At 61.7% G+C, this 23,400-nt stretch carries 17 protein-coding genes; 4 read left to right on the top strand and 13 right to left on the bottom strand.

Annotation, left to right across the window (positions count from 1 at the left end; all coding sequences use genetic code 11):
• The first annotated feature begins 238 nt into the window (after positions 1–238).
• Positions 239–472, top strand: a complete 234-nt coding sequence (locus tag B4F51_RS24675) for a hypothetical protein (protein WP_414706802.1) — start codon at positions 239–241, stop codon at positions 470–472.
• A 391-nt stretch (positions 473–863) separates the two neighbouring features.
• Here B4F51_RS24675 and B4F51_RS21205 read toward each other — a convergent pair whose 3' ends face one another.
• The 8 genes from B4F51_RS21205 to kbl form a co-directional block, all read right to left on the bottom strand.
• Positions 864–1,862: a poly-beta-1,6-N-acetyl-D-glucosamine biosynthesis protein PgaD gene (locus B4F51_RS21205; RefSeq protein WP_296228671.1), complete on the bottom strand. Its 999-nt coding sequence runs from the start codon at positions 1,860–1,862 to the stop codon at positions 864–866.
• The gene (gene pgaC, locus B4F51_RS21200) at positions 1,859–3,136 is read right to left on the bottom strand and encodes a poly-beta-1,6-N-acetyl-D-glucosamine synthase (protein ID WP_296228670.1); all 1,278 of its coding nucleotides are present in this window, start codon (positions 3,134–3,136) and stop codon (positions 1,859–1,861) included. The genes B4F51_RS21205 and pgaC overlap by 4 nt, the downstream gene beginning before the upstream one ends.
• A 1-nt stretch (position 3,137) precedes the next feature.
• A complete protein-coding gene (pgaB, locus tag B4F51_RS21195) occupies positions 3,138–5,330 on the bottom strand; it encodes a poly-beta-1,6-N-acetyl-D-glucosamine N-deacetylase PgaB (protein WP_296228669.1) in 2,193 nt (730 codons plus the stop codon).
• Between the two features lie 14 nt (positions 5,331–5,344).
• Positions 5,345–7,834 (bottom strand): poly-beta-1,6 N-acetyl-D-glucosamine export porin PgaA, encoded by a 2,490-nt coding sequence (gene pgaA / locus B4F51_RS21190; protein ID WP_296228668.1) that lies wholly within the window; start codon positions 7,832–7,834, stop codon positions 5,345–5,347.
• A 73-nt stretch (positions 7,835–7,907) separates the two neighbouring features.
• On the bottom strand, positions 7,908–8,834 hold the full coding sequence (locus B4F51_RS21185) for a LuxR C-terminal-related transcriptional regulator (RefSeq protein ID WP_296228667.1): 927 nt from the start codon (positions 8,832–8,834) through the stop codon (positions 7,908–7,910).
• Positions 8,835–9,419: 585 nt separating this feature from the next.
• Positions 9,420–9,665 (bottom strand): hypothetical protein, encoded by a 246-nt coding sequence (locus tag B4F51_RS21180; protein WP_296228666.1) that lies wholly within the window; start codon positions 9,663–9,665, stop codon positions 9,420–9,422.
• Between the two features lie 102 nt (positions 9,666–9,767).
• A complete protein-coding gene (locus B4F51_RS21175) occupies positions 9,768–10,766 on the bottom strand; it encodes an NAD-dependent epimerase/dehydratase family protein (RefSeq protein WP_296228665.1) in 999 nt (332 codons plus the stop codon).
• Positions 10,766–11,983: a glycine C-acetyltransferase gene (gene kbl, locus B4F51_RS21170; protein WP_296228664.1), complete on the bottom strand. Its 1,218-nt coding sequence runs from the start codon at positions 11,981–11,983 to the stop codon at positions 10,766–10,768. Before kbl ends, B4F51_RS21175 begins: the two co-directional genes overlap by 1 nt.
• An 87-nt stretch (positions 11,984–12,070) precedes the next feature.
• Between kbl and B4F51_RS21165 the strand changes: the two genes are divergently transcribed.
• On the top strand, positions 12,071–12,667 hold the full coding sequence (locus B4F51_RS21165; protein ID WP_296228663.1) for a helix-turn-helix domain-containing protein: 597 nt from the start codon (positions 12,071–12,073) through the stop codon (positions 12,665–12,667).
• A 19-nt stretch (positions 12,668–12,686) separates the two neighbouring features.
• On the opposite strand, the gene B4F51_RS21160 is transcribed toward B4F51_RS21165, so the two are convergent.
• On the bottom strand, positions 12,687–14,042 hold the full coding sequence (locus tag B4F51_RS21160; protein WP_296228662.1) for an MATE family efflux transporter: 1,356 nt from the start codon (positions 14,040–14,042) through the stop codon (positions 12,687–12,689).
• 360 nt (positions 14,043–14,402) lie between these two features.
• Here B4F51_RS21160 and B4F51_RS21155 point away from each other — a divergent pair, with 360 nt between their 5' ends.
• On the top strand, positions 14,403–16,052 hold the full coding sequence (locus tag B4F51_RS21155) for an APC family permease (protein ID WP_296228661.1): 1,650 nt from the start codon (positions 14,403–14,405) through the stop codon (positions 16,050–16,052).
• A 186-nt stretch (positions 16,053–16,238) separates the two neighbouring features.
• Here the strand turns inward: B4F51_RS21155 and B4F51_RS21150 are convergent, their stop codons facing one another.
• Both B4F51_RS21150 and B4F51_RS21145 read right to left on the bottom strand, forming a co-directional pair.
• Positions 16,239–16,994 (bottom strand): Clp protease N-terminal domain-containing protein, encoded by a 756-nt coding sequence (locus B4F51_RS21150; RefSeq protein ID WP_296228660.1) that lies wholly within the window; start codon positions 16,992–16,994, stop codon positions 16,239–16,241.
• 382 nt (positions 16,995–17,376) lie between these two features.
• Positions 17,377–19,095, bottom strand: coding sequence for a HAMP domain-containing histidine kinase (locus B4F51_RS21145; protein WP_296228659.1), 1,719 nt, complete (start codon positions 19,093–19,095; stop codon positions 17,377–17,379).
• A 989-nt stretch (positions 19,096–20,084) separates the two neighbouring features.
• On the opposite strand from B4F51_RS21145, the gene B4F51_RS21140 reads away from it, so the two are divergent.
• Entirely contained in the window at positions 20,085–20,774 is a 690-nt protein-coding gene (locus B4F51_RS21140; RefSeq protein WP_296228658.1) for a response regulator transcription factor, read from the top strand.
• Between the two features lie 130 nt (positions 20,775–20,904).
• Here B4F51_RS21140 and B4F51_RS21135 read toward each other — a convergent pair whose 3' ends face one another.
• Both B4F51_RS21135 and B4F51_RS21130 read right to left on the bottom strand, forming a co-directional pair.
• Positions 20,905–21,297, bottom strand: coding sequence for a hypothetical protein (locus B4F51_RS21135; RefSeq protein WP_296228657.1), 393 nt, complete (start codon positions 21,295–21,297; stop codon positions 20,905–20,907).
• Between the two features lie 16 nt (positions 21,298–21,313).
• On the bottom strand, positions 21,314–23,002 hold the full coding sequence (locus B4F51_RS21130) for a S10 family serine carboxypeptidase-like protein (protein WP_296228656.1): 1,689 nt from the start codon (positions 23,000–23,002) through the stop codon (positions 21,314–21,316).
• Between the last annotated feature and the right edge of the window lie 398 nt (positions 23,003–23,400).

Raw genomic sequence — 23,400 nt, 5'->3', positions numbered from 1 at the left:
GTGCGATACCCGCACCCCGGAAATTCAAACCTGCCAGACATGGGCGGTCAAAAGCGATGGGATAAGGATGGCGACTGCGCTCGAACCACAATCGTGGCGAGTGCGGCATACGCCAGCGCCGCTGCCGTTACCTGTTCCGACTTGGTCTCCGGCACGCCGTCCTCACAAATTCAGGACACGCCGCAAGACACGCAGGCGCCGGTGCGCGAGAGCGCTCCGGCCGAAGGCAAACCACCTAGTGAAGATCCGCCGCCGTGCGGCGCCCGCTTGTGCGGACATGCCCGGAAGCCTTGAGAAACACGTACCCCTGGAGCGTGACCCGTGCGTAACAACGGTCGGGACCCTGGCACTCCAACGTCACGAGCTGTCGCTCGATCAGCGCCTCGACATCGGCTCGGTCCAGTTCAGCGGACTCGGCACCATCGTTGACCAGGAGCAGGACGGCAAATTCATGGGGACTCAGCACAGTTGACTCCAGCTTGTTTGGTTGCCACGAACAGAATGTCCGCGACGGTGGGCTTGGTTCACTGACAACTTGAGAACTGCAAGGGCTGGCGGACAACCGAGAGAGCGCCGTGCCTGCTTGCAGGAAAAGAAAGCATAGGCGTGCGTGCCCAACCAATCAAGGCGACGATCGCAAGACCGCGCATGCATCGATTGTGCAGCGCATGATGCGTGCCTCGGGGCGCAGCGCGACACACGTTTGCTGTGCGGGCCTGAGCACGGGCGGCAACGATTGCAATGGCGATGAGCCTGCGTCCTAGTGCTTTCGAGCTAGCGCTTTTGCCTGTTGCGGTAGCGTCGACATAAAAAAGTCCCGGCGATTCTCATCACCGGGGCGTGCGGGCTCAGTACCCGCGCCCTTAACGCGCTGACTCGTCGTCGGCGACGATATTGGCGCGACGTCCAAACCCGTGCAGCGGATCGATGCGCTCCACGCGCTCCAACTCTGCATATGGATCGACCAACTGCGCATGCGTACCGAAAGCATGCAGGCTGCGGCGGCGCTCCGTCGCCCGATCTGCCATCTGTACGGCAGCGCGGCCATGTACCACTGCGTTCACGCTGCCATAGTGGCGCGCCATACCTGGGCGCATCGCAAACGACGGCACCGGTTCCTCTTCCGGTTCCACCCAATCGTTGCGTCCAAGCCGAGCGCGGTAGCCGAAGCGGTGAAAGCCTGCGGCGTCGGCCGTTACCGTATCGACGGCCCGTGCCACCTCACGCGGCTGCGGCGCAGATCCATCGCGATGCACCAGCGACGGCTCGGCGCGATCCGCGCGCTCGACAACGATGACTTCGCTGGCTGTCAGTACCGGTTCCTCCGGGTCGTATTCCGGGCTGCGCATCATTGGCGCGAGCGGCACGCCCGTACCGACAGGCGCCGGGCGTCCAGTCCATTCCTGCCAGGAGCGCACGTGCGTGATGTCGCCGTCGTCATCATGGTCGACCACCAGCAGACGCGTGTTGCGCGGACGCTGCCAGGCGCGCTGCTGCGCTTCCAATGCAGCGCGAGAAGCCGTGACGGACGCAACCGATGTGGGGTTGGCCACGCGCGCGCGCGCCATCTTGCGGCGAATGGCGCGGTCCAGGCGCGACAGAACCATCCACACCACCAGCACCCCGCCCATGCCGGCGATGATGTCGCCGTACAGGCGCAGTTGTTCGAATGGCAGGCCGCTCGGGCCCACGCTGCTGACGGAGTAGCCCACGTACAGCCCCAGCAGCGCCCAGATCGAGATCACGAGAATCGGCCGGAAGATGCGGAACCACAACACGTGATGCACCGTGCCGACGATCCCCTTGTCCGAGAACGACTGTCGGATCGAGTTGCGCGAAACGTCAATGACAAGCATGGTCATGGCGAATTCCCCTGTTGTTGTACGCCCCGGTCGGGGCTGGTCCAGCGGGCACGTGCACGCTCGCGCTGGAAGGCGACGGCCGGAAAGCCGACCACCGTGGTGATGAGGTTGAGAATCCAGAACGCCACCGGATACCAGACGGTATCGATGAAGTAGCGCAGGATGCCATCGTCGTAGCGGCGATCGATATAGCAGCCGATGCCCAGTTGCAGCACGCAGGTAATAAACAGCAGCGTGCCGTGCCAGCGCGGGAAGGCCTCGAAACGCCACTCGGGCGGCATGTCGATAAAGAAGCCCAGCACCGACCACGTGATGACGAACAGCATGTTGTACGCCCACACGACCGACAGCGCGTACTCAATGAAGATCGGCCACATCATCGATTGCCGCAAAGAGAGCATGGCCGGCGCGTACTTGATGAGCGCCTGGATGCCGCCCTTGGCCCAGCGCAGCCGTTGCTTGTACAGGCCGCGAAAGGTCTCGGGCATCAGGATCCACGACAGCGCCCGCGGCTCGTAGCGGATGATCCAGCCGCCCACCTGCAGCTTCCAACTGATGTCGATGTCTTCGGTGAGCATGTCGTTGCTCCAATAACCCACCTCTTCCAGCGCGTGCTTGCGGAACATCACCACCACGCCCGACACCGTCAGCAGACGCCCGTAGATCTGCTGCGTGCGCTTGATGAGCCCCACGATCGACGAGAACTCGCCCACCTGCATGCGCCCCAGCAGCGTGGAACGCGTGCGGATACGCGGGTTGCCCGTGACCGCTCCCATGACCGGGTTCTCCAGCAGGTGGCGGATCATCCAGGCAATGGCATCCACGTCGAGGATGGAATCGCCGTCGATGCACATCAGGTACTCGGCGTCCGTCACCTGCGCGGCGGTGGTCAGCCCGATCGCCTTGCCCTGGTTGGACGACTGGTGGATCACCACGAGCTGCGGGTATTGCGCGGCCAGTTCGTTCAGGCGCTCGCCGGTTCGGTCGGAACTGCCGTCGTTCACGGCGATGATGTCGTAGTTCGGATACCGCATGCGGGCAAGGTGGCTGATCACCTCGCGCACGTTGGCCTCTTCGTTGTAGCAAGGCACGATGATGGAGACCTTGGGGTACGACTTCACGCCCAGCAGCGCCAGCGGGTGCCGCACACCCTGCGTGCCGCGCTCGAGCAGGAAGAAATGCAGCAGCCCCCCGATCATCCAGAAATACGACATGAAGAACGGGTAGTAGAAGACGAAACCGGAGATCCAGCGTTTGGCGAACAGCGGGTCCATGTCAGCCTCCCGCCTTGTTGGTCGCTGCCGGATTGGCCGCCTCGGTCGCAACCGCCTTCGGGTCCTTCGCAGCGCTCGGCGGCTGGCCCTGGCGAAGTTGAGGTGCCGCGCTGTTGAGCTTTTCAACGCTGGGCGTTGTGCTGCGCGTCTCGATGTAGTTCTTGAGCGACATCACATCGCGCAGCACCTCCGTGTCGGGCCGCCCGGCCAGGAAGTCGTCCGGGTAGTAGCCGTAGTTGAGGGCCCCAGCGGTGCGCAGGCGACGCATCTGGTCACGCAGCTCGGCCGTCGGGATCGGCTTGCTCTGGTTACGCCAGTCCACGGCTTGCAACTCGAAGATGGTCTTCTTCAAGCCGTCCTTGTGCTTGCTCACGGCCGCCGTCAGCTTCTTCATCCAGTCCTTCGGGTCTTTGGCCTCTTCCATGTAGGGCATGGCCTCAAGCGCGACGTAGTCGTACGCCTCCAGGAAGTCGTCGAAATTCTGCGCGGTCCACGCCTCGGATTTCGGGTCAAGAACAGGGTTGGCGAAGATGTTGCGCGCGGTCAGCATGTCGCGGCCGTTCTGGTAGCCCTGCGCCACGGCGGTCAGCTCGTGCGTGAGGGCGATCAGGGCGGCGGTCTTGGCGCGCGTCCACTTCTGCATCAACTCGGGCGACTGGCGGATCTGGTTGATGTCGCCCGGCAGGCCCATGCCCGCATAGGCCTTGAGTGCGGCGGGGCTGGCGTCTTCATAGTCGTCGAGCACACCGTCATCGTGGAAGAGGATGCCGTCGATGATGGAATTCTTTGCCAGGTCTTCGTAGATATCTCGGATCACCTGGCGTGCCTGTGGGTCGAACGGTGACAACCGCGGCGGCTTGGCCGTGCCCGGCTTCTGCGGCGCGCCCGGCACCGCCTGCACCAGGTGCGTGGCGGCCGGATTGTTGGCGGGTAGCTTGAACGACAGCATCGGCAACCATGCGTACACCTCCACCTTGGCGCGCGTCTTCAACTGCCACGACACGCGCGAGAAGAGGTCAGCCCGCATGGGCATGTGCCGGTTCGGAAAGTACACAGACTCCACCGCCCCATTGCCCTTCGGGTCGGCAAAGGCCTGCAGATAGACGACGCGGGGGGCGAGATCTTTGATGCGGTCGATCAGCTTGCCGAGGTTGGCCTCCTGCTGCTTCGGGTCGGGGTCGTAGATGTAGTCCATGTCGACCTGCACGACGCGCTGCACCGGGTTGATCTGGCCGTGGTGCGTGACGGGCTCGCGCAGCGAGCGCTCCAGACTGCCGGTCTCGGTGTCGTAACCCATCAGGCTGCGGCGGATGGCGGTGAGCGGAACGTCGGGCGTGTTCGGACCTGGCTCCAGCGTGAGCATGTACTTCAGGCCCACGTTGGCAGCCTCCTGGTCCAGCATCAGGTTGTGCGCGCCATACGGCCACACCACGGTCTGCACCTTGGCGCCGACGTTCTTCTGGATGATGTCGATACTGCGCTGCAGATCATCGCGCACGCGCTTGCGGAACTCGTCGTCGGTTTCGTAACGGCCCAGCTTGGGCAGGTATAGGTGCGTGCTGGCGGCAGGCATCTCGTTGCCCTGCGGATTGCCGAGCGCCCCATGGTGCATGTCGTGCGTGTGCGTGGCGAACTCCGCCAGGCCCGAAGCCTGCATCTCGCGGATCTGCTGCCAATTCATGAAGAAGTCGCGATCGACGATCTGCTTGTCCGACAGCTTGACCTTCGAGCCCTGCGGCGCGTTGGTCCACTCGGTCACCAGCCCGAACACAGCAGGGAATCGGAACTGCTTGAGCAGCGGAAAGACCTTCGTGTAGTGGCTCTCGTAGCCATCGTCAAAGGTCAGCAGCACCGGCCGCTTGGGCAACGGCTTGCCGCCGTTGCGCGCTTCGCCGATCTGCGCCAGCGTGACGGGGTGGTAGCCGTTCGCCTGCAGCCAACTGAACATGTTGGTGAGCGCCTTGGAGTCGATGGCGAAGGCGTCCGGCAGTGTCTCGAAGCTGGCGCGCAGGTTGTCGCGGATGTCGTGGAAACACAGCACACGGAAAGTCTTGCCGTCATCCGGGTCGGGCTTGGGCAGGAAGTCCACCTGTACGGCTGCAGCCGGACGAACGGCGGCAACCAGCGCCAATGCCGTGATCAAGAACATCCAACTGAAGAATCGTCGCAATGACGGTTGTCGGGGAGCTTTCATGGGCCGCATGGGAATCAAAGGGGAACGTTGAGGTTCAGGTAGATGAACTTGCGGTTTTCGGGCTGGCCGTCGTAGCGATGGCGGCCAAACCCGATGCCGTACGAGATCTGCGCCTTGCGGCTGACCTGCCAGACGTGCTCCAGCCGTGCCTCGACCATGGGGCTCGAACCGAAAGACTGCTCGTTGTACATCCCGCCGGTCAGGTACACGCGCTGCGTGAACGACTTGTCGGCGTAGCGCCAGGGTGTCCATGACCAGATGGCGGTGGCGGTGCCGCTGTAGTCGCGCGACGGGCTGAAGTAATTCAGGTTCGTCATCGTGGCGCTGCTCGTGTCGGCGCCGAACAGCACGCCCAGCGTGTGCCGCGGCGAGGTAAACAACTGCTGGTAATAATTGGCCGCCCAGCGCTGACGCAGGTTGCTGTCGGAATAGCGCGAGACGCCGTACGTCAACGAGGCATAGCGCGTTTCATCCCACGTGTAGCGCACGTTGCCGGACAGCGTCTTGCCCGTCACGCCCACCTGGTAGGCCTTGTACGGCACCTCCAGATCATCAGTGGTGGCCATGCCCGAGACCTTCCAGTGGTCGCTCGGCATCCAGGTGGCATCGACTGTGCCGCCGGTCTTGCCCGCCGAACCAACCGACTGGTGCACTTCGCCGTTGACCTCGACGCCGGTGTCGAACCACTGCACGCCTGCGCCATTGCGCACGCGGCTCTGCGATGTGCCGTCAAAAACAGCGCGCCCTGCGAAGTTGTGGAAGAACAAGCGGTAGTGGTCGGCAAACGGGCTGCTGTACGCCTTTGTATCCACGCCAAACTCGTTGTTGGCGAACACCGAATTGCCCTTGTCGGCCATCGACTGAATGATGAGCTGCGGGCTCTGATAGACATCCAGATCCTTGTTCAGCGCGTGGATCGAGCCGTTCTCGGGAAACCGCTCACCCAGGCCGTTGGCAACGTCCTTGGCGGTCTTCAGGTCGTCCACCGCCAGCGATGCGCGCCCGTAGCCCGACACCACGCTCAGATCGTCCGGGTGCTCGGCCAGCGCGGTCTTGTACATCTCGCGCGAGCGGTAGGGCTCGGCCTGCACCATCGCGCCGTCGGCACGCGCGCTCACCAGCGAGGCGGCGAACGGTGCCTCGTGCCGCCACTTGTCCAGCTCGGCAATGCCCTGGTGCACGTGCCCCGTCAGGATCGTGTACTGCGCTTCCATCCGTTTGACACGCGTGTAGTCGGGGTTGGGCGTGCCGGCTTCCGGCGCCAGGCGTACGTATTCCGGGTTGTCGGCCTTCATCTTGTCGATCAGCGCGCGGGCCTCTTCAAAACGGCCGGTATCGAGCAAGGCGTAGAAGAGGCCTTCCTGCACATCGCCGGTCTCGATCTCACCCGGGCCGGCATCTTTCAGGGCTTGCGAGTAGGCGGCGGCGGCGCGGTCGGGCGTATCCAGAAACGCATATGCGTCGCCTGCGGCCACGCGCGTGTAGGCAGGCACCTTGCCCGCTTGCGACATCGCCTCGTAGCGCTTGACGGCATCCTTCATGCGCCCGCGCGAAGCCAGCGCCACCACCTCGTCGGCCACGATCTCCTGACGGAAGGCGGCGTTCTCTGGCGTGTCCGGCACCTTCTTGATCAGTGTCTCGATCTCGGCTACGGCCTGGTCGATGATGACGAAGCGCTCCGGGCCGTAGATCGACTTCATCTGCTGGCGGCCCCAGCGGATGCGCTGTGCCGCGGCGGCATGATCGACGTGCCACGACTCGGCCTCGGTAAACCAGTCCGGATGCTCACGCAGATGCTCCTGCGCCAGCGAGGCGGCCCCTTCGCGTGCCTCGCGCAGGACTTCGTCGTGGAACGCGGCACGGTCGCTCGGCATCGGACCGGTGGGGGCGTTTTGCGGCAGGTTGCCCGCCGTGCTGGCGGCCGCGGCATTGGCAGCTTCGGGTGAAACCTGCAACGGCTCAAGCGTGCCCGGGCCTTGAGCGCTCGGGCCGGCAGGTGCCGCAGGTCCAATCGCAGGCGCAGGCGCAGGCGGCGCAGCGTCGGGCGACGTGACGCCTGGCGGCAGGATGACCGTGGGCGACGGTGGGACAGAGGGCTGATCAGGCAGCGCAGGCTGGGCAGGCGGTGGGGCTTCGGCGCCCAACATGGGCGCAGGTGCCGGAGGGGCGGGTTGCTGCGCAATCAGCAACGCATTGGCGGGTGACGCCGGCAGGCCATCGCCACCGCCGATGGCCGTGGCGGGGGCGGACGAGCCGGCGGATAGCGCTGGTGCAACCGCGTCCACTTGCAGTTGTGCGTCGATCAGGCGGCGCGTGGCAGCGTTGGCGGCGTCGTTGGATGCGGCGACCGCAAGCATGGGCGCGCTGCCGACCACCACGACGGTAGCGGCCGCGATCGCGCAGCGGCGCGGGTGCCATTGGGGGTGCCGCTTGTCGGACCCTACGCCGGCCGCGCAGGTGCGACCAGCGGGCTGGCTCCGGAAGGTTGGCTCGTAGGCTGTCATTGTTGTGGCGTCCAGTGAGCGGCACGTGCATCGGCACAGCAGCCGCATTGGGTGGGGAGCAACCTGGGCGTGATCAGCTCAGGCGAGCCGTGCCGTTGGCGATGCGCACGGGCGAGCACATCGGTTTGACCGGAGACAGGCCGCCAAAGGCGCGTGTCATGGCGGCCCAGCGCGATTCGGCACCCGCTTCTGTTCTCACTTCGGCACCACGACCTGGACCGGGCGGCCGGGAAGATGCCATCACCGCATCAACGGCTGGCGCGGCAACACGCGGCACGCTCGTCACCGTCTGGACAAACGGGGCCTCGTCTTGCGATGCATTGGCAAGCGCTGCACCCATGCCCGGCATCTCCAGCGGAATGCCCAGGCGCATGGCGGCGTACACCGCCTCGCTCTTGTTGCGCACGTTCAAGCGCCGATACAGGGTGCAGGCGTGCGTCTTGACGGTGGCTTCCGAAATGCCCAGCAGGCGGCCAACGCCCTTGACCGAATGCCCGCGCGAAAGCAGCACGAGCACCTCGTACTGGCGCAGCGATACATTCAGCCGCTGCGCCGATTCCGACGCATCGAGCGCAAGCATTGGCGCTGCCGCGGAAGCTGCACGCGGCATCAGCGCCGGATACGATTGGCCGCCGGCCAGCACCAGCCGCAGCGTGGCCAGCAGCACTTCGGGCGATTGCGATTTGGCGACATAGGCGTCCACCCCGCACGTCATGGCAACGTGGGCCTCTTCGGCCGACAGGCGAGCGGCAAGCAACACCACGTGACTGGGCTCGCTGCGGGCGATGACTTCGCGCAGTTGGACTACGTCAACCGGTGTGTCGGCCTCACCCAGGCCGATGACCAACAGACCGGCCAGTTCGTCGACGGGTTGCAGTTCACCCGGCTCTCCCGCGGACGGTGCGGGAGCGACGACCTCCAAACCCAGGGTGGGATGCGCGAGCAATTGCGCAAGTCCGGCTCGCAATAACGGATGGTTCTCCAGCAGGACTGCTTTCATGGTTTCCTCGTTTTCTGGTGAAGCGATTCCGGTCACACGCGCAAAAGCCCGAGCAATGCCAGCCGTGGCAGGCATGCACGCATTACACGTATGACCGTCGAAACCCCGGGACCGTCTGAGAGAAGCGCCTTGTCGCTGGCCTGAGGGGCCGGCTTTGAAGAGGCGGGATGCAAATGCCGTTGGTACCGCTCCGGATTCGCTTATTGGAAGAACGTTGTTTGTGTGTGGCGCAAGCGTCTTGCCCACGCTGAGTGACCGCAGGACATGGAGCAAGCATCGGGCCAGGACCGTGCAATGCAACATCTGCTTACACTCCTGGCACAAGACCGGAGAGCGCGAAAGCAGTGGATAGCCCGTACAGCAAAGGCTTGCCAGCCGACGGCGTCGCTTGCCGCACTGCCGCATGCGCACGCCATTTCGGTCACAAAACGGTCACGACCACGCGACAGGTGACGAACACGTGCTCATGCCCTCGGCCGTCGGCTGAACGTTTTTACAACCTGATTTAAAACTTACCGAGCGTGAAGGGGCGGCACCACTCGGCATGCAACGCCGGCGTCGCGGAGGTGACCGATGCGAGACCTGTCAGGACTTGCGACGCATCGCAAACAGAAAGAGGCTATCGATCGCCCCCACCATGAAGATGAGCCCTGCGGCCGCGTGCAGCATCCAGGCGCCATCGGCAAACGGCAGGGGGATCGACGTGTGCGCAATGGCGGTCACCACGCCCGCCACCACCGACATGCGTGTCACCGGCACCCACCATGCGCGCGGGGCAGATGGCGGATCGTCGCGATGGCGCGGTGCCGGATCGGGAGTCGGACGGGACATGCAGCGGAAGCAGAAAGTGGCGGGCATGTTGCATTGTTGGACACAACCGATCCGACCGAAACCGGAAACAGCCCGGCACATTCACCCTATTTCTGCGGGTGCTCAACTGGCGCCGGCGCCGTGAGGCTCCCCTTGCGTTGCCAGGTGCGCGAGGTTCTTCAGCATGTCGGTGGTGATCTCGGCCAGCCCGTACTCGGGCTGCCACCCCCAGTCGCGCCGGGCAACCGAATCGTCGATGGAGTTGGGCCAGCTCGCCGCGATCGCCTGGCGGAAATCCGGCTCGTACGCCACCTCGAACGCCGGACAATGCCGGCGGATTTCAGCCGCAAGTTCTGCCGGCGTAAAGCTCACGCCCGCCAGGTTGTAGCTGCCGCGCTCGGTGATGCGCTCGGCCGGGGCTTCCATCAACTCGATGGTGGCGCGCACGGCATCGGGCATGTACATCATGGGCAGCGCCTCATCGCTGTTCAGGAAGCACGTGTAGCGCTCGCGCTTGACGGCCGAGTAAAAGATGTCGATGGCGTAGTCCGTGGTGCCGCCGCCCGGCGCCGTCTTGTACGAAATCAGCCCCGGATAACGCAAGCTGCGCACGTCAATGCCGTGATGCTCGAAGTACCAGCGGCACCAACCCTCGCCCGCCAGCTTGGAGATGCCGTAGACAGTCTTGGGCTCCATGATCGTGCTCTGCGGCGTGGCGTCGCGCGGCGTGGTGGGGCCGAAGGCGGCAATCGAACTGGGCCAGAAGATGCGCTCAAGGTGGTAGTTGCGCGCGGCCTCCAGCACGTTCAGCAAGCCGTTCATGTTGAGCTGCCAGCCCCAGGTGGGCGACTGCTCGGCGGCAGCGGAAAGCGCTGCCGCCAGGTGGTAGATCTGCGTGATGCCGTGGCGTTCGATCACCTCGCGCAGTTGCCCGCGATCGGTCACGTCGAGCATCTCGTGGCGGATCTGCGGATGACGGCCCTTGGGCACCATATCGCTGGTGACGACATTGCCGGTGCCATAGCGCTCGGCCAGCGCCACGGCCAGCTCGGTGCCCAACTGCCCATTGGCGCCGATGATGAGGATGCGCGGTGCGCTGCTGGCGCCTGGTCCGGTGCTCATCAGATGATCCCCAGTTCCTTGCCTGCCGTCTCGAACGCCTTGAGTGCTGCATCGAGTTGCGCACGCTCATGCACCGCGCTGATCTGCACGCGGATGCGCGCCTGCCCCTTGGGCACCACCGGATAGAAGAAGCCGATCACGTACACGCCCAGCTCCAGCAAGCGTTTGGACAGGTCCTGCGCCTTCTGCGCGTCGTACACCATGATCGGCACGATGGGGTGGTCGCCCGGTTTGATTTCAAAACCGAGTTCGACGATCTTTCGGCGGAAATACAGCGCGCTGTCTTCCAGCTTGTCGCGCAAAGCGGTACCGGCCTCCAGCAGATCGAGCACCTTGATCGACGCCCCGACGATGCACGGCGCCACCGTGTTCGAGAACAGATACGGGCGTGAGCGCTGACGCAGCAGCGCTACCACTTCCTTGCGCGCGCTGGTGAAGCCGCCCGACGCGCCGCCCAAGCCCTTGCCCAGCGTGCCGGTGATGATGTCGATCTTGCCGAACACACCGCGATGCTCGTGCGAGCCGCGCCCGCGCTTGCCCAGGAAACCCGTGGCGTGGCAGTCATCGATACCCAGCAGCGCGCCGAATTCGTCGCAGATGGCGCGGATCTCATCGAGCCGCGCGATGGTGCCGTCCATCGAGAACACGCCATCGGTGAAGACGAGCTTGAAGCGCGCGCCATCTGCATCGGCGGCCTTCAATTGCGCGCGCAGGTCTTCCAGATCGTTGTGCTTATAGCGGAAGCGCTTGGCCTTGCACAGGCGAATGCCGTCGATGATGGACGCGTGGTTCAGTTCATCGCTGATGACGGCATCCTCGGCCCCAAGCAGCGTCTCGAATAACCCACCGTTGGCATCGAACGCCGAGCCGTAGAGAATCGTGTCTTCCGTACCGAGGAACTTCGCCAGCCGCGCCTCCAGCGTCTTGTGCAGATCCTGCGTGCCACAAATAAAGCGCACCGAGCTCAAACCAAAGCCGTGCGAATCCAGCGCCTCATGCGCGGCCTTCAGCACCTCGGGGTGCGACGACAAACCCAGGTAGTTGTTGGCACAGAGGTTGATGACCTCCTTACCGTCTGCCGTGCGGATCACGCTGCCCTGCGGCGAGGTGATGATGCGCTCGGTCTTGTACAGACCGGCCGCTTCGATGGCTTCCAGTTCGTGGCGGATGGCCGCGTAGAAGGCGTCAATCGAAGCGTTGGCTTGCGTTGTCCCCATGGTGCTCCTCCTGTAGACTGCGTTGATCGATATATCGCACAAGTTCTATATATCGAATAATTCGTTCAATTTACAAGACACCCACCGATGGCACAAGCCCCCGCCACCGATCCGCTCACCGACGGCCCGCCGGCTGTTGGCGCCAAGCTGCAAGTGCTGCGTCAGGCACGCAAGCTATCGCTCGACGAGCTGTCGCGCCGCGCTGGCGTTTCCAAGTCGATGCTCTCGCAAGTCGAGCGCAACCTCGCCAACCCGACCGTGGCCGTGTTGTGGCGCCTGGCCACGGCACTGGGCGTGGGGCTGGCGGACTTCCTGTCGCCCGAAGGCGCGGCCGATGCAGCGCCGGCCGTAACCGTCATTCCTGCTCACTCCATCCCAGTCATCAAAAGCCCGGATGGCAAGTGCGAATTGAAGATTCTCGGCCCGGTTGACCTGGCGGCGCGGTTTGAATGGTATGAACTGGCGATCCAGCCGGGCGGTGTGCTGGCGTCGGAACCGCACGAGCTGGGCGCCAAGGAACACTTGTCGGTGCTCAGCGGCACGGTCACCGTGCAGTCAGGCCCGAGCGAGAAGAAGGTGCGGCATGGGGAATCGGCGCGCTATCCGGTGGACGTGCAGCACGCGATCTCGAATGCGGGCAAGACGGTGGCGACGGCGTTGCTGGTGGTGGAGTATGCGCAGTAACGGCGACGTTTGAGGTCGCCTAGGTCGCCCGCAACTGCGGCACCCGCCACACCCTCGGCAGCAGGGCCCCAAGCATCACCCCGCGCAGCGCCATAAAGCCCAGCATCGACAGCCACAGCCCGTGGTTGCCCCACAGCGGCTGCAGCGTGACGGACAGCCCCCAGAACGCGGCAGCGGCCACCGCCATCGTCACCAGCAGTTCACGCGTGCGCGTGGCGCCGATGAACATGCCGTCAAACTGGAAGCCCCACACCGACACCACCGGCAGCAGCGCTGCCCACACCAGGTAGTGGCGTGCGGCCTCGCGCACGGCGGCTTGGTCGGTCAGCCAGCCGATGATGGCTGAACCCGCCAGCGCATAGACCGCCGCAAACAGCCCCGCCCCCAGCACCGACCAGAACGTCGACACGCGGATCGCCATGCGCAGCGCGTGGCGGTCACGCGCGCCCAGGGCGGCGCCCACCAAGGCCTCGGCGGCATGCGCGAAGCCGTCCAGCCCGTAGGCCATGAAGGTCAGGAAGTTGAGTAGCAACGCGTTGGCAGCCAGCACCACGTCGCCCTGCCGCGCGCCGGAATGCGCAAACCAGCCGAATGCCGCCAGCAGGCACAGCGTGCGCAGGAAGATGTCGGTGTTCAGGCCCATCAGCCGGCGCCAGGCATTGCGATCGAGCAGTTCAGCGCGCGTGAGCGACGGCAGATCGAGTGGCCTTTGCAGCCACAGCAGTAGCATGCCCAGCGCAAAACCTGCCATATCGGCCAACGCCGTGGCCGCGCCGATACCGCTCACGCTCATGCCGGCGCCCAGCACCAGACCCAGCACCGCCGCCATATTCACCACGTTGATGAACACCTGCAGCAGCAGCGCCCGCCGCACCTGCTGACGCCCGAGCAATGTGCCGAGCACCACGTAGTTGGCCAGCGCAAACGGTGCCGACCAGATGCGCGCGTGGCAATACACCTCGGCCATGCGCGTGACGGATTCGCTCGCCCCCAGCAGCGCCAGCGTGATGCGGATGGCCGGCCCCTGCAGCACCAGCAGCATCGCTCCGATGGCAAACGCCAACAGCAGCGCGCGCACCACACTCGCCCGCAGCGCCCGTGCATCGCCTGCGCCGTGCGCCTGCGACACCAGCCCCGTGGTGCCCATGCGCAAGAAGCCAAAGCCCCAGAACACGAAGTTGAAGAACACCCCGCCCAGCGCTACCCCACCGATGTATTCCGGCCCCGGCAAGTGCCCCGCCACGGTTGTATCGACCGCCGACAGGATCGGCTGCGTCAGGTTGGCCAACACGATGGGAAACGCCAGCATCAGCACGCGCCGGTGCCACTGCGCGGGCGAGGCGGGTGCAACCAATGTGACGGATGAGGACTCCATGGGGGATAAAACCGGGAGAAACGGTAAAAAAGGAGGTGCAACCGCTGACGATTTCGCTATCATTGCGCCCCATTGCGAGTTCCGGCAATCGGGCGGCAAGTGCGGCACCCCGCACAACGTCGCCGGTGACTATACGCGAATCCCCCCCGGAGGCCAGGCACCGCGCCGCGCCCTTCATCGCGACCGGACTGGTGCGGCTGATGCCACGCGTCGGCCCGCACACGCATGTCCTGCGCCGGTGACACCCACCGCACAGGACGGTGGGCGATGCTAAAGCGGCGTCGCCTCGGTAGAACTAAGCGGATTGGTCAACACACCGCGATGCCCTGTCGAGCCCGACTCGCCGGGGCGGAGACTCCCTTGGAAAAAAACGTACAACGCAACCTTGGCGCCTGGCCCCTGATGCTGACCGGCCTGGGCTCGATCATCGGTTCGGGCTGGCTGTTCGGCGCGGGTCATGCCGCACAGGTGGCAGGCCCCGCCGCCATCTTCACCTGGGTCATCGGCGCCATCGTTATCCTCGCCATCGCGCTAACGTATGCGGAGCTGGGCGCGATGTTCCCGGAATCGGGCGGCATGGTGCGCTATGCGCGCTATTCGCACGGTTCGCTGGTAGGCTTCGTGGCTGCCTGGGCCAACTGGATCGCCATCGTCACCGTCATCCCGATTGAGGCCGAGGCTTCCATCCAGTACATGAGCAGTTGGCCGTGGCCGTGGGCGCAGGCACTGTTCCAGCATGGCGAACTGACGCCGGTGGGGCTGGTGCTTTCCGCCGTACTGGTGATCGTGTACTTCCTGCTGAACTACTGGGGCGTAAAGGTGTTTGCCAAGGCCAACAACGCCATTACGATCTTCAAGTTCATCATTCCGGTGGCGACGGCCGTGGCGCTGATTGGCGCGGGCTTCCACCCGGGCAACTTCGGCATGACTGAAAGCGCAAATGGGGCGGGACAAGGTTTTGCGCCGTACGGCTGGTCTGCGGTGCTGACCGCCATTGCCACCAGCGGCATCGTGTTCGCGTTCAACGGCTTCCAGAGCCCGATCAACCTGGCGGGTGAGGCGCGCAACCCGGGCCGCAACGTGCCCATCGCGGTGATCGGCTCGATCCTGCTGGCGGCAGTGATTTATGTGGCGCTACAGATCGCCTTCCTGGGCGCGGTGCCGCCGGAATTGCTCGTCCACGGCTGGCACGGCATCGACTTCCACTCCCCGTTTGCTCAACTGGCGATTGCGCTGAACCTGAACTGGCTGGCGATCGTGCTGTACATCGACGCCTTCGTCAGCCCCTCGGGCACCGGCAGCACGTACATGGCCACGACCACGCGCATGATCTACGCGATGGAGCGCAACAACACCCTGCCGGCCATCTTCGGCCGCGTGCATCCGGTGTTCGGCGTGTCGCGTCCAGCCATGTGGTTCAACCTGGGCGTGTCGTTCATCTTCCTGTTCTTCTTCCGTGGCTGGGGCGAACTGGCGGCAGTCATTTCGGTGGCGACGGTCATCTCGTACCTGACGGGGCCGATCAGCGTGATGTCGCTGCGCCGCAGCTCGCCGAATCTGCGCCGTCCGCTGCGCCTGGCCGGTCTGTCGCTCGTCGCGCCGTTTGCATTCGTGTGCGCATCGCTGATCCTGTACTGGGCCAAGTGGCCGCTCACCGGCGAGATCATCGTGCTGATGCTCGTGGCCCTGCCCGTGTACTTCTACTACCAGGCCAAGGCCGGCTGGCCCGACTTCAAGCGCGAGCTCAAGGGCGCCTGGTGGATGATCGCCTACCTGCCCGTCATCGCCGCACTGTCGTACTGCGGCAGCAAGGAGTTCGGTGGCCACGGCTACATCGCCTATGGCTGGGACATGGGGATCGTGGCCGCCGTCTCACTGGTCTTCTACCACTGGGGCGTGGCCAGCGGCTGGCACACGCGCTATCTGGACGAAGTGGACGGCATGCACGACGACATCATCGAAAAGCAACGCGGCGAACGTGCGCCGCGCGGTGTCCCGCAAGGCGCCTGACGCGCAACGCATCACCAAAGAAAACGCCCGACCGGATTTGCCGGCGGGCGTCTTTTGTCGTGCAAGCGGATCAGGCATACGCGGCATCGCACGCTGGGCTGTGCCCGCCGCCCGTCTCCTCTCCCAACACGAGGCACCCGCGACAAGGCACCTCGCCTCTTCCCGATTGCCTTGTCCCTGGGCTCATCAATGGTCAGTCGGTGCTGTTTTGCTGTGGCGCGGTCGTACCGCGTGCAAGCGATTCTTCCTCGGATCGCCGTCTTCTTCGTGTTGGTCGTGTCCTTGCGTCGCGAGGTCGCTTGGATCAAGCGAACAATCGACAAGGTTGCTCGCATCCAGCTTCTGCAGGATCGCGGGAATAGGTGGTAACGGGCAATCGCCAGAAGCGTCAGGATGCCTGCAGGCGAATGCGCCCGTTACCTTCGGGGCCTGACCAGGATCACACCTTTCCGTGGGGTGCAGCGTCAACTCGGTAGCGCCGTCGTCAGCGGCCTCTGCACGTTCCGGCGATTGCGCCATCAGTGCTGGTATGACATCGACAAAATCGGCGGCACGCACCTTGGCAAACTGGTTCGATATGTCCAGCATCGTGCGCCGTAGCTCGGGGGTTTCGAGCAGCGCTACCAGCAGATAGGCGCCACGGACATGGTTATCGGCAAACGCGAGTGTGGCAACACCCCAGGCACGCTCAATGGCTCTTTCAATCTGAAACGAAAAGTTATTGATAGATGCGGCCCCAGTGGGCAGCGCAGCTAACGCGCGGCTTAGGTCGGCATCCAGTGCAGACCGATCAACGCTTGCGTGACGCAGTATCCGCTGGATGTCGCCATCAGGTGTACGCAGCAACTCATGCAACCAATGCGGGATATCAAAATAGGGGTTTCCTTGCGACCTGCAAAAGGTGAGCGCGCTTGCCATTCCATCAAACAGCGTTTGATTCATTCTGCACAGTAGCGCGTAACGCGATGTCATCATTCAAAGCATTGAAAAAAATGTTATTTCCAGAAAATTGAAATTAATAGCATTAATTGCAGCAAAAAATTCCCCCTCATTAAGTCATCCAACTTATAAATTGTGGAAAAACGACATCCGTCATATGTCAAAACACCTGAAATGGATCACAAAACTTATCACAATCCAAGTTAATCAATCTCCGCGGATTAACTGTCTTTTGCAATCATCGACCTTCCGCTGGGAACCTCTATTGCCAGCAGCCAAACGTCCAACATGATTCTGGGAGCTTGCCTTGAGTCAGCCCGGCACGCCTACTGACAACGCCCACGTCGGCAGCACAGTTCTATCCGGCAAGGAATTGGCGGACACGTCAAAGCGACTTTGAAGCGGGGAACCAAATGGTAAAAGTGCTCCCCCGCCCAACCTCTGATTGGCATGTGATGTCGCCACGCATGCGCCGGACCACGCTGCGCACGAACACCAGCCCCAAACCGGACCCCTTGACGCGCGGCTGCCCCGGTGCCGAGAACCGCCGAAAACGCCGGAACAGGTGTTGCATGTCATGGCCACGAATGCCATAGCCGGCGTCCTGAACTTCCAGCATGATGGTTTTGCCTTCACGGGAGATGCGGCAATGCACCTTGCTACCGTCAGGGCTGTACTTGACGGCATTGTCCAGAAGATTCACAACCGCGCGCACCAACAACCCGCGTTCGCCGCGTACAACAAGCGGCCCTTCGTCGGCGTTGACGATCACCGTGGTGCGCCGCGCCAGTGCGGCAACGGCAACGGAATCGCAGGCATCCAGTACGACCCCGTGCAAGTCGATAGACCGGAACGATTTCTGCCGGCTGGACTGCAACTGGCCCAGCGCAATGAACTCCTCCACCATCGATAGCGTACGCATCGCATACGCCTCGATCTTTCCGAAAATCTCAGGACTCTTGTTGTACGTGCCATTAGTGCGCGACATCTCCAGCAATGCAAGGATCGCGGATTGCGGCGACTGAATATCGTGTGACACCGCAGCCAACTGCAACGCCGAAGGCAGGCCTTCGTCTGACATGGATAACAGCGCATCCACCAGCCCTTGCAGCGGAGACACATAGTGCGTTCCGAAATACACCATCGCCCCAGCGATCAGCATCAGGATGATGCCGCAGCATCCGCCCGTCTGTAGCAACCTGTTCCGCTTCTTCAAGCGCGAGTCTTTGAGCTTCTCCTGCCCCTTGGCAAGCATGTGATCGCGCAATGCCACGATGGGCGCCATTGCAGGTACATATTGGTCCGCGAACGTTGCAGGGGTCAGGTCCCGGCCCGTCTCATTCCGAATCTTGTGTTCGCCCATACTGAAATGAATAATGCGATAGGCGTGATCAAAATAAACACCCCGAATCTCTCCGACGATATCCCGAAAAGTGAAGTCACCCTGATTGATCTCCAGGCTTCCAAATAGTTGCTCGCGTAATTGATCGATTCGTCCTTCCGTCCGATGAATCGAATTCTGATCCTTTGGGCTTATGGTTCCTTCCGTAGCGAACGTGGCCGTCAGCAACGAACCGAGTCGACCCGCATACTCGCGTAGCTCGGCGGCTTGCCGGGCCTGCCGAGCATCGCCTGAGGCTGCAGACTCGTATTGCTCGAGAATCAACGCGGCGCGGTTCAAAATGAAGTTAAAGCTGATTGCGACACCGATCATCTCCGCAATACCGTCGGAGATTTCGTGCGCACTCAACGTGCCGGTGGGCCGGGCGTGCAGTTGGTCGATCGTCGCACGCGCGGCGATCAGTTGCTGCTTCACGCGAAGCACGGCAGCTTGCGCCTGGCTGCAATGCGGCGGATTCCGCTGACCAAAGCGCTGTGCCAGCGCGTCCAACGCGGCATCTGAACTGTGTCGCGCCCGCGTTAGCGCCTCAAGGCGTGCCGCACGCTCGCTCTCCGGCACCCTGCCAAGAAGCGCGTTTGCCGGACCGCGCTCCGCAGAAACGGCGTAGTAGGCAAGCAGTGCATCATTGACGAGTTGCAGCGCGCTTTGTGCTTCGATTGCTTTTTTATAAGCCGCATAGTCAATGGCAAGAAGTCGCCCCATTGGCAAGCAGATCAATATGAATGCGACCAAACAAGCAAGCCAATAGGCCCCTCGTAGCGCCAGTATTTTTCCTGTCGCCACATTTGCCAATACCCTAAATATTCGAAACCCCATCTCCGCCCCACACATCTGCCGCCGGCCGTTGTTTATCACCTCATCAACTTGGCCTTCTTATTTATAAATTCTCTTAATCTAAGAAAAAACTTAAATACAGCAATCACATCAGATAAAAAAATCAACAACCATCAATACCAACGCAAGCTCACCAGAAAACAACGTCCATCAAGACATTCCACTGATTGATCAAGGTCCGGATAGAGTGAAGTCCAGATCATGAACAAATGCAAACAAATGCAAAGACGGGACGATGCGCATGATTTCATTACACGGTAACTGCACAAAATTGAGGCTCAAATTCCCCATTTTTGGGCAACCCTGAGCACAGCGCTGTAAAACATCTCATTTGCACAAAGAAAAGAGCTCTATGCGCTACTTTCTACCGAAATCTGGAGAGCACGGTTATCGCGATAAACCACGAACCACTGGCAAAACACGACCTGAACAGCGCGACAATGTAAAGATTCTTAATGATTCTCAATGGCCAACAGGGAACGACGTCATGATGACTCTGGCATCTTGCAAAAAATCCTCACCCGCTTGTCATCCACACCTGTAGAAACGTCAGCACCCCAGAACGCATCGATTAGGGGTCGCATTTTTGAGGCCTTGCAATCACTCGGCACGACGCCTACGAGCTGCCACGACACGCTTGCGCAAACGATTGCTTAAAGCAAATTCGGTGCCTGCGTTGGATAGGCTAAAGTTGGAAGCGTTGAGCTTCGTGCCAAGAAAGCCAGGGGATGGGCGTCTGTTGACTGTCCTGCGTACCCCAACGCTTACGGGTGATCTTCGTTTTGGCAGTGAGGATGATTTGAACATGCATACCGGCGGCGGGTACGGCATGCCTTCACAAGCAGAAAACCATCAGCATGAAAATCGCGATCCTCGAAGACAACCCCCCTCAACTTGCGATGCTCGTCTCCTGGCTGCAGGAAGCCGGTCATGAAGTCACAGGTTTCAGCAACGGGCGCGAATACATGAAGAGCCTGCAAAGCGAAACCTACGATTTGCTGCTGCTTGACTGGGAAATTCCAGACTACGCCGGCATCGACGTGCTCGCATGGCTCAGGTTGCGGCAGTATCGCAATACGCCGGCCATCATGCTCACGCACAAAACGAGCGAGGAAGACGTCGTCACCGCCCTCAAGATCGGGGCCGACGACGTGATTAGGAAACCCGCCCAACGCAACGAAGTGCTGGCTCGCATCGCGGCGGTCACACGACGCTCCCTGACCACCGAACGCCGCATGCTGGAAATCGGCAAGTTTCGCCTGGATCGCGTCACTAGCCGTGCGTGGCATGACGAACTAGAGGTGCATCTGACGGCGACCCAATTCGCCTTGGCCGTGCAATTCTTTGAAAATTTCGGGCAAGTCATTTCGCGCGAACGACTGTATGCGGCGATCTGGGGACGATCTCACGCGATTGAGTCTCGCACCCTCGATGCGCATATCAGCAACCTGCGCGCCAAGCTCGGACTGCGCGCAGAAAACGGGCTTCGCATTTCCATGTTGTACAACCACGGATACCGGCTCGAATCCACGTTTCTGAATGTGTGACCGTCGCATCAACATCACTGCATTCACAAACCGACCACGGTCTTGATAACCGGCCCGGGCGACATTGCCACTGAGATCGAACAGATTGCCCGCCACATGCGGCGGGCAATCTGCGATGCGCTACCCAACGTTATTTCGCTTTGGTTGTGTTCTGCATGCGCATGATTCGTTGCGGCGTTCGATCGGACATGAAACGCAGCACGTCATCCAGCCTGACGTATCCGCTTCCGGTGCGGTCAATTTCTGCGAAATGGTCACTGACGAACCCCCAACCGGCGTCCTTCGCCTGCTGGCGCGACAACAATCCGTTTGGGTTCCCACCGGTGGCAGCGGTAAAGCGCTGCGTGATCTGATTCTCCACGTCCTGCGTCACGGATTGCTCCGTTGGCATGGGTGGCGGAGTCCACCCTGCGGGCGGCGGCGGTGGTTTGGGCAGGTCATCGTACGCAAAAGCCGCGCTGATACCCGATGCCAGGGCAACCACGGCAGCCATGCGAGACACAACGATATACGCGATTTTCATAGTTATCCTCGCCCCTTTATTGCAGTACAGAACCGTCCGCGGCGCGCGCCGGGGATTGGTAGAAATCATTGATCGCCTGCTTCAATGGCCCGCGTGACGATTCCGTGTTGTAGGTCATGTGCCCGCCCTCGAACCATTTGATCGGAATACGCTTATCCAGGTTTGCTTCCGCCAAATCAAGCTCGGTCTGGAACCCCGGTGTCGCAAGATCCTCATAGCCATGAAGAACCAGGATCTTGGCTCCCGGATCAGCAATTAGCACTGCTTGAATATCGGTGATGCTTTGAGGATTGGAGGACTGACCGCGATCCCGCCACCAGTGCCATTTTTTAATCGTCTCGTTGTTCAGATGCTGGTAGTTCGATGCGCTCCTGTAGTTCAAAAAATCCGGCATATATGTCTTCATTTGATTCAAAAAGGCGTTGTCGATGTATTCATCTGCCCGAAACGAACTTCCTGAAGGCACCTTCATGCGCCCGTCAAAACGGCCAAGTTGATATCCGGAAATCAACTCACGCTCAAAATCCCTTGGACTCAAATTAAAGGATTTCTTCCATCTTGCTACAGGAATACCCGTGTAGTCCTGCAACTCGCTCAGAAGCGCTTGGCCATTGGGGCTCGACGCGAAGGCGGCCGGCTCTATATTGGGGTCTGGTCTGCCACGCAGCGCTTCATTGAATTTTTGCGCATGCAAACGTAGCTCGGCGAGATATTGCTCCTGTGTTTTCGCGCCTCGCTTTGTCGACTTTTTATGGAAATCCGCCGTCATTGCGTAGGACGGAAGGTGCCCCGCACAGCTCTCATACGACATTTCACAATTGGTGTTGTAGTTGACAAGCGGTGAGTTAAGGATGAACCCTGCCAGCACCTTGGCGGGCTTGCCCGACGGATCAGGCGCGTAACCGCTTGTGCCCGCCTGCTCAAGCAGGTTGGCGACGATGGGCGTGCGAATGCCACCATAGGATTCGCCGTACAGATACTTCGGTGAGCTCTGGCGGTTGTACTTGTTGATATAGCTCGTGATGAAATCCGCAACCACCCGGGCGTCGGCATCCGTCCCCCACAAATCGGCGTTCTTTTTTGGGGCGATTGCGGTGGAATATCCCGTTCCCGGCGGATCGACAAACACAATATCCGACTGATCGAGCAGCGAGATCGCATTCTCTTCAAACGGCAAGCTATCGGGCTGCTTTGTTTCATCGACAATGTTCGGAGCGTCGGTTTTCAGGCGCTTGGGCCCCCAGGAGCCCATGTGCAGCCAGATCGAAGCCGAGCCAGGGCCGCCGTTCCACAAAAATGTGACGGGACGCTGTTCTTTAGGCAGCCCATCTCGGGTATAGGCCGTATAGAACACCGCCGCTTCCGGCGTTTTCGCAGCCCCAGTTCCGCTATAGGCAATCAGGTGTCCGGCACGGGCAACGTACGGCAGCTCCTTGCCGTTCATCGTGATCGTGTGTCGCTTGACCGAAGTCTCTTCGTTGACCTTGGAGAGTTCAATCGAACCGTCCAGCGTCGTATCGTAGATGTTGGCATCCTCCAGCACTTTGTCGGCCGGTGCGACTCTTGCGAACATGTCCTGCTCTGATTCCACGGTCGCCGGTGGCGATACAGATGTGTCGGCGGTCGAAGAAGGTGGATCATCACCGCCACCACACGCAACCAGTGCGGCGGCGGCAACGGCTGCGATTGCGATCCAAGCTGGCATTCGCCTAGTCTTCATTTGTAATCTCCATAGCTATCCTGAGCCCGCATATCGACTCAGTCCTCCTCATCCCAAAACACCCGATTTGGCCCCATCGGATGGCTTCATCGCATGTCGCTTTCAACGGAGTGGAGGAAGCATTGCCAACCCCCAATGCCTCTCGAAGTTCTAATGAAAGAAATCCCATCTTTCGTTCTTAGCCACACGCAAACGCATCAAAACTGATCAGGAGGCGCGAGTTGCTACATCTTTACTAACTTTTGCAAACAACCAGAATCGCCGACACATTGGCCGAGCTCCGGGATCCCCCGTTTGACGGCGCGCGGATGTCGTGCTTCATCAAGCGAGCTTGGACAGCATGAGAAGCGCCCGACGTGCCCCACGCCTCGCTCACCCGCTAC

This window comes from Ralstonia sp. UBA689, assembly GCF_002298975.1.
GTDB lineage: Bacteria > Pseudomonadota > Gammaproteobacteria > Burkholderiales > Burkholderiaceae > Ralstonia.
Note: the sequence above shows the minus strand (reverse complement) of the source record. Positions and strands in the feature narration are given on the sequence as shown.